The 12,612-nt window shown below is 60.3% G+C and carries 10 protein-coding genes; 5 read left to right on the top strand and 5 right to left on the bottom strand.

What is annotated here, in order from left to right; translation table 11 throughout:
- Nucleotides 1-525: 525 nt before the first annotated feature.
- Complete coding sequence (locus RCO31_RS09730) at nt 526-1,641, bottom strand: DUF937 domain-containing protein (protein WP_308968117.1); 1,116 nt, start codon at nt 1,639-1,641, stop codon at nt 526-528.
- Between the two features lie 418 nt (nt 1,642-2,059).
- Here RCO31_RS09730 and RCO31_RS09725 point away from each other — a divergent pair, with 418 nt between their 5' ends.
- Entirely contained in the window at nt 2,060-3,163 is a 1,104-nt protein-coding gene (locus tag RCO31_RS09725; RefSeq protein WP_308968116.1) for a transporter substrate-binding domain-containing protein, read from the top strand.
- Between the two features lie 32 nt (nt 3,164-3,195).
- Here RCO31_RS09725 and RCO31_RS09720 read toward each other — a convergent pair whose 3' ends face one another.
- The gene (locus tag RCO31_RS09720) at nt 3,196-4,032 is read right to left on the bottom strand and encodes a glycosyltransferase (protein WP_308968115.1); all 837 of its coding nucleotides are present in this window, start codon (nt 4,030-4,032) and stop codon (nt 3,196-3,198) included.
- Between the two features lie 172 nt (nt 4,033-4,204).
- Nucleotides 4,205-5,113: a LysR family transcriptional regulator gene (locus RCO31_RS09715; protein WP_308968114.1), complete on the bottom strand. Its 909-nt coding sequence runs from the start codon at nt 5,111-5,113 to the stop codon at nt 4,205-4,207.
- Nucleotides 5,114-5,463: 350 nt separating this feature from the next.
- Between RCO31_RS09715 and RCO31_RS09710 the strand changes: the two genes are divergently transcribed.
- Nucleotides 5,464-6,255 (top strand): enoyl-CoA hydratase-related protein, encoded by a 792-nt coding sequence (locus RCO31_RS09710; RefSeq protein WP_308968113.1) that lies wholly within the window; start codon nt 5,464-5,466, stop codon nt 6,253-6,255.
- A 108-nt stretch (nt 6,256-6,363) separates the two neighbouring features.
- A complete protein-coding gene (locus tag RCO31_RS09705) occupies nt 6,364-7,389 on the top strand; it encodes a cyclase family protein (protein ID WP_308968112.1) in 1,026 nt (341 codons plus the stop codon).
- Between the two features lie 13 nt (nt 7,390-7,402).
- Here RCO31_RS09705 and RCO31_RS09700 read toward each other — a convergent pair whose 3' ends face one another.
- Nucleotides 7,403-9,349, bottom strand: coding sequence for an NAD(P)/FAD-dependent oxidoreductase (locus RCO31_RS09700; protein WP_308968111.1), 1,947 nt, complete (start codon nt 9,347-9,349; stop codon nt 7,403-7,405).
- 185 nt (nt 9,350-9,534) lie between these two features.
- On the opposite strand from RCO31_RS09700, the gene RCO31_RS09695 reads away from it, so the two are divergent.
- Nucleotides 9,535-10,305: an IclR family transcriptional regulator gene (locus RCO31_RS09695; RefSeq protein WP_308968110.1), complete on the top strand. Its 771-nt coding sequence runs from the start codon at nt 9,535-9,537 to the stop codon at nt 10,303-10,305.
- Nucleotides 10,306-10,319: 14 nt separating this feature from the next.
- Here the strand turns inward: RCO31_RS09695 and RCO31_RS09690 are convergent, their stop codons facing one another.
- Nucleotides 10,320-11,087, bottom strand: a complete 768-nt coding sequence (locus RCO31_RS09690; RefSeq protein ID WP_308968243.1) for a helix-turn-helix domain-containing protein — start codon at nt 11,085-11,087, stop codon at nt 10,320-10,322.
- A 232-nt stretch (nt 11,088-11,319) separates the two neighbouring features.
- On the opposite strand from RCO31_RS09690, the gene RCO31_RS09685 reads away from it, so the two are divergent.
- On the top strand, nt 11,320-12,531 hold the full coding sequence (locus tag RCO31_RS09685) for an ABC transporter substrate-binding protein (RefSeq protein ID WP_308968109.1): 1,212 nt from the start codon (nt 11,320-11,322) through the stop codon (nt 12,529-12,531).
- Nucleotides 12,532-12,612: the final 81 nt, after the last annotated feature.

Genomic DNA, 12,612 nt, shown 5'->3' with positions numbered 1-12,612 from the left:
GAGCGCGTGGCCGCAGCGCGAACGAAACGAAACGGCACGAGGGCGGGTGAAGTGGTCCGGATCGGGATTACGACCGGCGCATGGAAGACGTTGTCTGCTTCAACGGCTTCCGCAGCCGAGAGGGGGACCAGTGGCGGGCTCTCGATCCACACCGCTGGCAACGTCTTGATGGTCTGGTTTGCAGACGCTGCCGAAGCGCCTTTGCGCGAAGAACGTCGCCGTTTGCGCTTGGGGGGCGGGTTCATGGCGTCGGATGACGTCGCGATGTCCGCTCGCATGTTGAGAGTGCCAGCCGAGCTGCCGTCGACTTCCGGCGCGATCGTCGGGAGGCTCTCAACTGTTTTCTTGCGTGGTGAGCGGCGGCGGGGGCGTGGAGGCGTTGGCAGAGGCAGATCCGGGGAGGCCGGTGATGGACGTCGTGGCATGATGCGTTTCTTATCGAAAGGACGTTGGCGCTGTGACGCTGGGAGAGGTGCGCCGTCAGTGCAGCGAGGCCATCGTGCTGATGGCCTCGCCGCGTTCGGATCAAGCGCGGCTGAGTGCCTCGAGTTTGCCGCGGAGTGCGTCAATGGTCGGCTTGGCGATTGCTGCAACGCCGGGGATCGCCAGTATCTTGTCGAAAAGCTGGGCCATCTCGGGCAGTGCCGCATTGACCGGCGCGGCAAGCGCCTTCTGCTCTGTGGGCGGCAACTGAGCCGAGAGCCTGCCGATCCGGTCGAGCTGATCGGTCGACTGTTGAAGCTTCGGCAGAGCGGACTGCGCCGATGTCGGGTCCGTGACGGTTTGCAGGTCATTCCTCAGCGTGCCGACCACCGATCGCATCTGGTTCGTCAAATCGGCGGTGGTAACGTTTGCGGGCGCAGTGCCGACCGTCGACGACGTCTTCGGCTGTTCGGCCATGTGGAGATCGCCGCTCAGCAGGTACCAGCCTAAGCCGATCAGAGCGGCCAAGCCGGCGAGCCAGTAGGGCAGCGAGGACGGGGTATTTGCAGCCGCTGCCCGGGCAGCCTGGCTCGCGCTGGCCGCGGTATCTTCCGTCATGCGGCCGACCCGCCCGGCCGTGTTCGAAACGGTCTCGGCGCCGCTGCGCACTTGACCACCGATGCTGTCGAGGAGCCCGCCGAGCTGGCTTGCAAGCCCCTGCGGCATCGCGGCCATGATCGCGCTCTTTTGCGATGTCAGGAGCGAGGCCAAACCGCCGGCGTCAAGGCCTGAAGCCTTCTGCTGCAGACCGAGCGCGCCGGCCACGACTGGTCCAAGCATACCCACCAGCGATTTGCCCGTGTTGGCGTCGATGCCGGAGTTGGTGCTGACCGCAGATGCGAGCGTGTTGACGCCATTGCGGCCGAGCAATCCCGACAGCATGTCGAGTCCTCGGTCGGCGAAGCTTCGCTGATCGGAGCCGGCAGGGGCGTTCTTGAGCTGGTCAAGCGCGCCGGATTGCTGAGACAGCGTCCTTGATAATTGGTTCGCCCCGTCGGGGGTGGAGGCGAGGTTCGCAAAGCTACCCAGGATGGCCGGGACGCCCGCCGTAACCGCCTTCTGGACGAGCGCGGGATTGAGACCAAGCATAGAGGCAATTTTCGTGATCATGTCCGGCGGCAGCGATTGCATGATCGATGAAACGAGATTGATGGCCATAGGGAGGACCCTCGTTGTGGCTGTTGATGATTTGATCGCCAGTGCATGAGCGCCCACCGCGCGCAGCGGACGTAGACGCTGCCGTGCCTGTGCGGTTCCTACGCTCGGTAATGAGTACCGGCTTTAATCTTTCGGCTGGGTCAATCGGGCGTGCAAAGTGAAAGCCTGATTTGATTCAAAGAGCGGGCGGCATCGGCCAGCTGTGTCCACTCATGATTCCAATTTTAAATTTGTGCTGCCATCGCGGCGGACCGTTGCTTGCATCAACTGCGTTGACGCATCACGGCCTGACGAGTTCGAAATCGTTCCGCGCAACCGATCCTGCACACGCAAGGTCGGCATCGCAAGGGCAATGCATTGGTAACGATTGTCTGCAAGCGTCAGTTCGACGACGGTTTTTCCGAAATGAGCAATCGCAATGGATGCCTGCGCCTCGCGGCAAACGACAAGCCTGCTCCTTCTGCTGGTTGCCGTCTGTCTCCTCGCGGGAGACAGGGCCAGCGCGCAGCCGGCTCCATCCGCTCCGCAAGCCGTCAAGGTCGGCGTGTATGTCAATCCACCGTTCGTTACGAGGGAAGGCAGCGGCTATACCGGCATGGCCGTCGAACTCTGGCAGAAGGTTGCGACAGACCTCTCCTTGGCTTCGACATATCAGGAATTCCGGAACGATGCGGATCTCGTCGAGGCCGTCGCGAAAGGCACCGTCCAAGCCGCGGTGACGAATCTCAGTATCACGACGGATCGGGCACGACAGGTCGACTTCACTCAACCATGGTTCGATGCAGGCCTGCGGGTGATGGTCCATTCCGACGCTCGTACCGGCGTCGTGGACATCGTTCGCGACTTGAGAGACGCCGGCCACCTTGCGAACTTCGGCTGGATTCTTCTCGGTATTGTGGTGGTGACAACGCTCCTGACGATCTTCGATCGCTGGTTCGACACGGACTTTCATCGACGGTGGCGCGATGGATTAGCCGACAATTTCTATCACGTGACCTCGCTTGCGACAAAAGGCGAGGCCGAGCGCAAGAATATACTGGGCTGGATCGGCCGCATCGGGCAGGGAATTTGGCTTCTTTGCAGCGTTGCAGTGATCGCCTACGTGGCGTCTTCGATTACCAGCGTGATGACTGCTGCCCACATCGCCAACCGGATCAATAGCGTGACCGATCTGCATGGTAAGACCGTGGCCGTTCGCCGCGGCAGCGCGGCCGAAGATCAGATGAAGACGTTCAGGGTGAAGATGCAGCCCTTCGATCACATTGCCGAGGCAGCCGATGCGTTGTTGCATCGCCGGGTTGACGCGATCGTGGGCGACAATCCAGTCCTCGAGTACTTCGCACATACGCATCCGAACCTGCCGCTCGAGGTGGTGGGCAACACGTTCCATCCCGAGAAATACGGGTTCGCCTTCACCCCCGGCAGCGCGCTGACCAAGCCCGTATCGCTGCGCATCATCGGGCTGCAGGAAAGCGGCGAAGTGGAAAAGCTGCGAAACAGCTATTTCGGCTTCAAACCTTGAGCTGCTTCCATCCTAACTGACCGGGCCGTTGATCAGCTCGTGTTCGAGCGCCTCGTCCTTGCAGGGTCCGAAGGGCCTGCATCGGACGCTTTCGAGCGGATGAGCAGCGAGGTCGTTCTCTGCTCGCGGGTCCATTTGCCACGAGGATGGTCGGCGTACTGGAAGAATTCGTTGGTGAAGTTTCCTTGATCGCAGACATATCGCTGGCGTTCGGCGTTGAATTGCGCGTCGGCGAGGGCCGCTTTCATAGCGCCGGGCCCGGTCAGGTTGAACACGTCGGTTTCGGTTTCGGAGTGGATGTTGGCCAGGATGCTGTCGACGGTTTTCGCCAGGAGTGGATTCTTGGGTTCGCTTGCCAAGAAGAAATTTGTCACTCGATGAGCCCTGTCGAGGATAAAGAGCTCGCGATCGTCGTCGGATATGAGGGCTTCGAGCGGCCACATCAGATTGGCGTCCATGTCGATATAGACGCCGCCATGCTCCAGCAGAACCAGCACTCGCCAGAAATCCGCTCGGGCCGCGCCGATCCGAAGATTGACGTAGGCGTCGAGCACCGGACCTGGATAGGTGGCGCGTATGAACTCCAGACAGCCCTCGTCCGTCATGAACCTGTAGGCACAGGTCGGCGACATCAGGCGATTGAAAAGGTAGTTGAGGTAAATCGGCAGCGTAACCCTGTTGGTGAAGTTCGTCTGCCAGACAACTCGAGGGATCCTCTTGTGCCTGGTTCGCCTGAGCAGAGCGGGGCTGGCACTCGGAATGGTGAAGCGCGCATTCGGGAAGACGACATGGATCGGATAGCAGCACCCTTTCAGGGCATTCGCCGTCACTTTGATCAGCCTTCCGATCAGAAACCTTGTTACCCGCAATGCTTTCGACTCCAGTGCACCCTCACGATCGAGGCCGATGTTTACGCGAATAAGACGGTCGAGTCTCGCTGATCCCGGGAACTCAGCCGAATTCCGCCGAAGGACGGCTCAAGCGGAACGCATCCTCAGATGGTCGACACATCAGCGACAAAATCCGTCCGTCGATGCCCGATCAAACCGTCATTGCCAGGCGTCCGGGACCCTTCTTGAATCGCTCGGCCAAATGGCGAGCGAGTTCGGCCTCGAAATCAAGGCTCAATTTGGACCTCGGACGGTCCTTGGGCGTGACGAGATTGACTTCGATCCGCTTCAATGGAGCGAACGGCCTGACGACAAGGTCAGAGTACTCCGTCCCTTGGAAGATCAGCGAGTCGATCAGCGCAACGTAGGGGCCAGATCGTGCCAGCAAACAGGCTGTGTTGGGCAGGCTGACTTCCATCGTTGCGTCGAGCCTTGTCATGACGTCTTCGATGTTGGGGCGAAGCGGTGTCTTGGGGCCATACGTGACGACCTTCTGCCCGATCAGGTTCTTCAGGCCGATCTTCTTGAGCTTGGCCAAGGGATGGTCGCGCCGCATCGCGCAAACCAACTGGAGATGTCCGAGCAGCTTCGTCCCGATCTGGACATCCTGACCGGATCCGTAGACGAGACCGAGGTCAAACTCCCTCCGCGCCACACGATCGAAGATCTGCCGCGAGTAGGCCGTCTCGAGCCGCAGACGGACGCCGGGTCTGCTCGCATGAAACTTCGAGACAAGATCCGGCAGCAGGACGTTGATCAACGTGGTGTTGCCGATCACCGACAGGAATCCGGTCTTGCCGCTGCGCAGGTCCTGGGTCACGCGGTCCAGGATTCCAAGCTGACCGATGATTCGATCGACTTCCGGGAAAAGCTGCTCAGCTTCCGGTGTGGGTACGAGTCGGCCGCTGATGCGATGAAACAGCCGCACGCCTGTCTGGTCTTCGGTGTGCTTCAGGAATGCACTGATTGCCGGCTGAGACACGTTCAGCATGCGCGCTGCCTGTGTCAGAGATGACGACGACATGATTGCGTGAAACACCTCGAGTTGGCGTGCATTCACGAGGCGTGCTCCTTGGGCGCTTTCGACGGGACACAAGCCGACGGGACACAAACGTAACGCCAGGTCCTCCATAATCAAGTCTTATGGGTGGCTCTGGAATCGCCACAACGCAATGAAAGCCCCATAAGGATCCGGTGCCAAGCGGGGCAGCTGCGCACATATAAGTCGGACTTATGTGCACATGGCGTAGCGCGATTGGACGTCGGCTGCGCGACCGATGTAAGCCATTGACAATCAGGTCTGATCCGCGCTGACGACCGGCACTCGTGCTCCCGGTGCGGCGCGCGTTCAAGCACGAACGGCAAAGGCGGATCGCGTCTTGCCCGCCGGCCTGAGCCGGGAGGAACGTCATGGCGGATGAAGTGCTCTACGAGGCCGAAGGGCCGATTGCCACGCTCACTCTCAATCGCCCCGACAAGATGAATGCCTTCAACGCCGACCTGTTTTCCGCGCTCCAGCGCGCGCTGGATGCAGCAGAAAAAGATCCGGCGGTCCGCGTGCTGATCATCAAAGGCGCAGGTCGCGCGTTTTCAGTCGGAATGGACCTCGAGGGAGGGCAGACGCCGGCGCAGCTTGGGGTCACCGGCGATCGCAACCGCCTGCAGCACCATATCGAGGACTTCCTCCGCGTCTGGGACTTTCCGAAGCCGGTAATTGGACAAGTGCACGGATATTGCTGTGCTGCAGGAACGATGCTGGCGCTCGCCTGCGACATCACGCTGGTGTCCGCCGATTGCAAGATTCGCTTTCCAAGCATCCCGATCGGCGGGGGCTTTGTCTCGTCGTTCTGGGCATTCTTCGTCGGGCCTAAGCGCGCCAAGGAGATGGATTTCATCGCGGGAAGTGAGATCTCCGGCGCCGAAGCTGAGGCCTGGGGCTGGGCCAATCGCGCATTCCCGCCGGCAGAGTTGGCGGGGAAGGCCATGCATATGGCAACGGCGATCTCGAAGACGCCATCGGACCTCTTGAGACTCAAGAAGATGGCGATCAACCGCGTGGTGGAATGGCAAGGCTTCCGTCAGGCCATGATCGCCGGTGCCGAATGGGACACCCTGTGCCACTTCAGCGACGGTGCGCGGGAGATGCGGCAGCGGATCGTCGATCTCGGCATGAAGGAAGCGATCAAGTCGCTCCAGGCCTAGCCTTTCGAAGAGCGAGGCCGCCGAACGCCCGAGCGTGGCGCTATCGATTGAATGGTGGATGCCATACCTGGCGTGTGTCGCGCGGGCGGAATGAAGTCGGAGGCGATGATGCAAAGATGGAAGCGCCGGCCCGAGGGGGCGAACTGGGGTGACTTTGGTGAGGATGATCAGAAGGGACGGATCAATCTCATCACACCGGAGATCCGCCTCAAGGCGGCGACCGAGATAAAGAGCGGGATCTCGTTTTGTTTGAGCCTGCCGCTGGACTATCCGGGCGGCAACGCGCTCATCAAGGCCCGCCAGCAGCCGAGACTGTTTACGGTCCGCCGTGAAAAAGGGCAGGTCAACTATAACTTTCCGTGGCGCGCGCTCACATGCCAGCACGATCACCTCGACGTCACCTGCGATGATGCCGTAACGCTTTTCACGCAGTACTCCACGCAATGGGATGCGCTCAGTCACTATGGGCAGTTCTTTGATGCCGACGACGATGGCGAGGCGGAAAAAGTTTACTACAACGGCTTTCGCGCCGAAGAGCACATCGTGTCGCCTGCCGCCGACAGCGATGAGCCGAGGGCGAAGGCCCTCGGCATTCAGAATCTGGCGGAGACCTGTGCGCAGGGGCGCGGGACCATGGTCAATCTGCATGCGGTCTACGGCCGCGAGCACGTTGCAGTCGGCTACGACGATTTGCGACGGATCATGGACCAGCAGGGCGTCGAGGTGGAGAAGGGGGATTTCCTCTGTCTGTACACGGGCTTCGACGAGGTACTGCTTGGCATGCACAAGCAGCCCGATGCGAAGCTGCTTCACGGGACGTGCAGCGGGCTCGATGGCGGCGATGAAAAACTTCAGCAATGGATCACGGATTCGGGTGTTGTCGCGGTGATTGCCGACAACACGGCGGTCGAGTTGCTGCCATCCGCACGCCGCGGCAAGGGTCCGCGAGCGCTTCTGCCCCTGCATGCGCACTGCCTGTTCAAGCAGGGCATTCATCTTGGCGAGCTATGGTATCTGAAGGATCTCGCGAGTTGGCTATCGGCGAACAAGCGATCACACTTCTTCCTGACCGCACCGCCTTTACGGCTTCCGGGCAGCGTCGGTTCTCCGCTCACGCCAGTCGCGACGGTTTGAGTCCGTCGGCAGGTTAGCCGGCTCGCTCAAATGCATAGTCTGAAGGATCGAGGTGCTCCGTGAGATTTCTGTAATCGACAAGGCGCCAGGGTGAGTTCATCACGACTCGGCCACGCTTGTTCTTGTACCAGTTTGTCATCGCGGGATGGGACCACACCATCCCGCTCAATGCGCGATCGACTTTCGCGTTGTAGGTCTCGAAAGGACCCGGACGACACTCGATCGATTTCGCTCCAGCCTCGACCAACTCGCGGATGCCCTCCATCACGTAGCGGATCTGGCACTCGGAGTGAAAGATCGCACTGCCACCATGGGCGAGATTGGTGTTCGGCCCATAGATCATGAAGAAATTTGGGTAGTCGGGAATCGTTATGCCGAGATAGGCGCGCGGATCGTCGTCGCCCCAGCTGTCGCGCAGTCGTTTGCCGTGCCGGCCATAGACTTCAATGGGCCCCAGCATCCGTGATGCCTGGAAGCCCGTAGCAAGCACGATGACGTCCACCTCGTGGCGCGCGCCCTCCCGCGTCACCACGGCATTCGCCTCGATGCGATCGATCTTGTCCGTGACCAGCTCGACATTGGGACGTTTCAGCATGTCGTACCAATGGTTGTCGCGCAGCATGCGTTTGCCGAACGGCGGATAATTCGGAATGACCTTGGCCAGCAGGTCAGGGCGGTCGCCGATCTTGCTCTTGATGTAGTCGACGAGCTCCTCTCGCATCCGATGGTTGTCGGCGTTGATGGAGAGGTGCGGCATCGACCAGGTTGGATCGATCTGCAGCGTTCGATGAAAGCCGTCCGATGCCGCCCAGAACAGTTGGAACCGAAACCAGCTCACGTAGAAGGGAATGTGCCTGATGGCCCATTTCACCTCCTCGCTCACACTCGCATGATAAAGCGGGTGTCGTATCGCCCAGTGAGGCGACCGCTGGAAAATCGTCAACCGGTCGACTGAGCCTGAGATGGATGGACCGGTCTGCATGCCGCTGGCGCCGGTACCGATCATGGCGACGCGCTTGCCGGTCAGGTCCACATTCGAATCCCAGCAGGCGGTGTGAAACGCCGGCCCGGAAAACTGCTCCAGTCCCGGTATGTTGGGTATCGCCGGCCTGTTCAACGCGCCGACGGCGGTGATGAGAACCCGGGCAGTGAGATCCTGCTCGGTGCCGTCGGCTGTGCGGGTATGAACCTGCCAGGTGGAGTTCTTCTCATCATATGCGGCGCTCAGAACCTCTTCGCCGAAGCGAATCGACTTGCGAAGTTGGTACCGTTCGGCGCAGTCGAAAATGTACCGCAGAATCTCGTCGCGCTTGGCGAAGAAAGAGGACCATTCCGGATTTGGCGCAAACGAGTAGGAATAGAAGTGACAGGGCGTATCGACCCCGCATCCGGGGTACCGGTTTTCGAGCCAGGTCCCTCCAACGTTCGGATTCTTTTCAATGATCGTGTAGGGAATGCCGGACTCTTCCAGCTTGATGGCCATGCCTAGCCCTGAAAAGCCGGCACCGATGATGATCGTATGAAAGTCTGCAAGTCGTTCCGGTGCGACTGGCTTCCTCCACGGCACCGCCTTGTAGTCGCGATGGTCGAAACTCGTCTCTTCGCGAAACAAGGCATTGTATTCGGCCGGCACGGTCTGCCCGACCGACGTGTGCATCATGCGCGTGAGGAGTTCGTCCGATATCGTCGCCGGAGTTGAGCGCCCAGACGCGACATCCTTCAACGCGAGAACAAGCTGCTCACGAATGCGGCGCTGCATTTCGTCCGGTATGGTCGCAAGAAAGCTCCATCCTCCTTTGATGTGCGGCGCCGCTTCGTCGAGCCACCGCGCCTGACCGGTGAGATGGACGAGCGACATGAGCAGCGGCACGATGTCGGCCGCCTGCAGCGCATTGCGAAGTTCGGCGTCATTCGCGCAGGCCAGGCGGATCTGCTCGATCGTGCGTGTGGGCGTTTCCATGATGTGACCCGGTCCTTGGAGCTGCGCGTTGCAAGGTCGGCGTCACACCGGTGCCATCGGCGATCATATTGCAACTTGCACGCTGTTCTCTATTTTGGTTATTAAGTCAGTTTAGAGAACAGCGCCGGATATTGTCAACCACGCTGGATTCAAGTGTCGTCTCGGTGCGGATGACGGAGGGTCGAATGAACAAGGGTACGGTTCGCGTGCTCAATGCGCTCAGCCTGTTTACGCAAAGGCCGACATGGGGCGTCACCGAGCTCAGCCGCGAACTGAAATGCTCCAAGAATTCGGCGTTCCAGGCGCTCGATACCTTGCTGAAGGAAGGTTATCTCGTTCGTAGCTCGTCGGGACCGCGCTATCAGCTGGGGCATCGGGTTCTCGATTTCGGCCTTGCCGCCGAGTCGATGGATGTTCGCTCCCTGTGTCATCCCTACCTGCAAAGAATTCACAAGCTGACCAACGAGAGCGTGTTTCTCGCCATCCTCGTCGGTCGGTCGACCGTCTGTATCGACAGCATCCAGGCGCAAGGGGTGACGGTCGGGTACTCGCCGTTGAGTCAGCCCTTGCCATTGCATGCAGGAACCGGGTCGCGGCTGTTGCTGGCATATCTCAAGGACGAGGAAATCGAGCGCTTCATCGAACTCGAGTCACCCTTGCGAAGCTTCACGCCGACGACGATCACCGACCCGAAGGCTTTGTGGGATGAAGTTCGGTTGATCCGCAAGACCGGCTTCGCGCGCGGTTATCAGGACTTCTCGACCGGCGCCAACTTCCTGGCCTTTCCGGTCTTCGGCCCGATGGAGCGCCTGCTTGCGACCATCGTCGTTGGCGGTCCGCTATTTCGCTTCACGCGCGAGATTGCGGATGGGTTCATCCCGGGCATTCGCGCCCTCATCGATGAGCTCAATCAGCACAGTCGCATGTTTCCTGCGGTGCCGGTGGTGTTGTTCTAAGGCCATCCGTACGACTAGCCGAGATCGATCTCATCGGGGTCGATGTGCTCGTAGTGCGGTGCGAGGGTGCTCGCGCCATGCGCGAGAATGTCCTGCAAGGGAGAGATGACCTGGCGAGCCTGCTCGATCTGTGACTTGTCGGCACCGCTCGCCAATCCTTCCAGCGCAATGCAGCCGAGGATTGACCTGGTTGGATCGCAGAGGGGAAATGCCAGGTCGTATCCGCCACTCTCCATCGAGCTGACTTCGCAAGCGTAGCCGCGCTTTCGAATGCGTGCGCAGACTTCGCGCAGTTGCTGCTGAGCCGTGACCGGGTTTCGCTGCAGCGCCCGCGTAGCATCTTCTTCCGAAAGCTGTGCGAGCATGGCGAGGGAGGGCGCGCCGATCGTCAGCGGTCTTGCTTCGCCGACCGCGCCCACATTGATGATCGAGCTGGTGCCGGCGATCAGTGCGATGCGCACCGAATACCATCCAAGACGCGTGAACAGCGACGAGCTGTTGCCCGACAGCAAGGTCAGCTGTTGAAGATATGGCAGCGCCAGATCGCGGATCGGAAAATTGGCCATGAAGGCATAGGCCAGCCGCTGTCCCGATTTTCCAAGAACGAATTTTGCAGATGAATGGTAACGAGCCACGTAGCCGGCGGCTTCAAGCGTGTTGAGCGCGCGCGCGGCCGTGGTGATCGGCAACGACAATAGTCTCGCTATTTCGGCGGCGCCCAGCGGGACATCCGCTTTCGAGATCTCCCGCAACACTTCGAAAACCGCGCGGGACGATTTCACTGCCAACTTTGCAACTCCCGATTCCCTGGCGCTCGTAAGGCAGACGCTTCGCGAGTGCGCCGTGCCCCGTCGATTCGTCGCGGCGCATCCTGATTGCCACGATCCCGCCAGCCTCGAAATCCGGACGAGTTGACAAGCTGCTGTCTGTACCTCATTCTAGAGTATAAACCAAAATAAAGAACATTCGCCTGGTTACGCAAGTGGCCTGTGGCCGATCCGGGGAGGCAAGACCATGCAGCTTTCGAGACGCGCCTTCGGTGCAACAGCAATCGCCGGTGCTGTCAGCCTGGCGGCGGGGCGCAGCCGCGCCGCGGCCGACAAGGTGAAGATCGGTGTGCTGACGGACATGTCCGGCTCGCTGTCCGCCGTGCTCGGCACAGGATCGGTCGACGGAACGCGAATGGCTGTTGAGGACTTCGGCGGCTCTGCTGCCGGAATGCCGGTCGAAGTGGTTTTCGCCGACCATCAGAACAAGGCGGACGTGGGCTCGGCCATTGCGCGTCGCTGGCTGGATCAGGACGGCGTCGATGTGATCACGGACCTGGGCAACTCTGCGGTCGCCATCGCCAGCCAGAGCATCGTGAAAGAGAAGAACAAGATCATCATCATCAGTGGTGCGTCGAGCTCTGACCTCACCGGAAAGTTCTGCAATCCCAATTCATTTCACTGGGGCTACGACACGTACATGTTCAGCGCCGGGCTCGCGTCCGAGCTGACGTTGCAAGGCGGCAATACGTGGTTCTTCCTGACAGCAGATTACGCATTCGGGCACGCCCTCGAGACTGATGCGACACGCAAGGTCGAGGAACTCGGGGGCAAGGTCTTGGGCAGGGCCCGGTATCCGATCAACACGCTTGATATGGCATCCTTGCTGCTCCAAGCGCAAACGTCAGGAGCGAAGGTCATCGGCCTCGTCGCCAGCGGCGACGATCTCGAGCGCTTCATCAAGCAAGGGAACGAGTTCGGAATCTGGAGAAAGCAAAAGGCAGCTGCATTCGGACTGCAGCTTTACAACGTCATGTCGATCGGTGTGGAAAGCATGCAGGGGATCGTGCACAACAGCATCTTCTACTGGGACAGGGACGACAAATCGAGGGACTTTGGCCGGAGGTTCTGGAAGCGCAACAGCAAGCCGCCCTCGGAGGCGCATGCTATCGCCTACAGTGCTGCGACACAGTACCTGAAGGCCGTTCGCGCCGCCGGCACGAAGGACACCGCCACGCTGCTCAAGGTGATGCACGAGCTTCCGGTCGACGATCTTGTGACGCCCGGCGGCAAGGTCCGTGTCGATGGACGCTTGATCAGGCCGACGTGGCTGCTCGAAGTCAAGCCGAAGGACCAGATCAAGGAAGGATGGGACGCGTTCTCCGTCGTCCGCGAAATTCCCGGCGAGAAGGCCTTCAGGCCGCTGTCCGAGAGTGCCTGTCCTCTCGTCAAGCTGTGACGCCCAGCCGTTTCCATTCTGCCGGCCGTTGTGCGGTGCGCGGTGCAATTCACCGCACCGCGCCGTTTCCACAACCAACTC

Origin of the sequence: Bradyrhizobium sp. LHD-71, assembly GCF_031157255.1 — a bacterium.
Lineage (GTDB): Bacteria > Pseudomonadota > Alphaproteobacteria > Rhizobiales > Xanthobacteraceae > P52-10.
This window is presented reverse-complemented; position numbering and strand designations above follow the sequence as displayed.

What these genes read in the sequence shown, in the direction of transcription:
- RCO31_RS09730 (WP_308968117.1), bottom strand. Translation starts at nt 1,641, where the DNA reads ATGGCCATCAATCTCGTTTCATCGATCATGCAATCGCTGCCGCCGGAC.
- RCO31_RS09725 (WP_308968116.1), top strand. Translation starts at nt 2,060, where the DNA reads ATGGATGCCTGCGCCTCGCGGCAAACGACAAGCCTGCTCCTTCTGCTG.
- RCO31_RS09710 (WP_308968113.1), top strand. Translation starts at nt 5,464, where the DNA reads ATGGCGGATGAAGTGCTCTACGAGGCCGAAGGGCCGATTGCCACGCTC.
- RCO31_RS09705 (WP_308968112.1), top strand. Translation starts at nt 6,364, where the DNA reads ATGCAAAGATGGAAGCGCCGGCCCGAGGGGGCGAACTGGGGTGACTTT.
- RCO31_RS09700 (WP_308968111.1), bottom strand. Translation starts at nt 9,349, where the DNA reads ATGGAAACGCCCACACGCACGATCGAGCAGATCCGCCTGGCCTGCGCG.
- RCO31_RS09695 (WP_308968110.1), top strand. Translation starts at nt 9,535, where the DNA reads ATGAACAAGGGTACGGTTCGCGTGCTCAATGCGCTCAGCCTGTTTACG.
- RCO31_RS09685 (WP_308968109.1), top strand. Translation starts at nt 11,320, where the DNA reads ATGCAGCTTTCGAGACGCGCCTTCGGTGCAACAGCAATCGCCGGTGCT.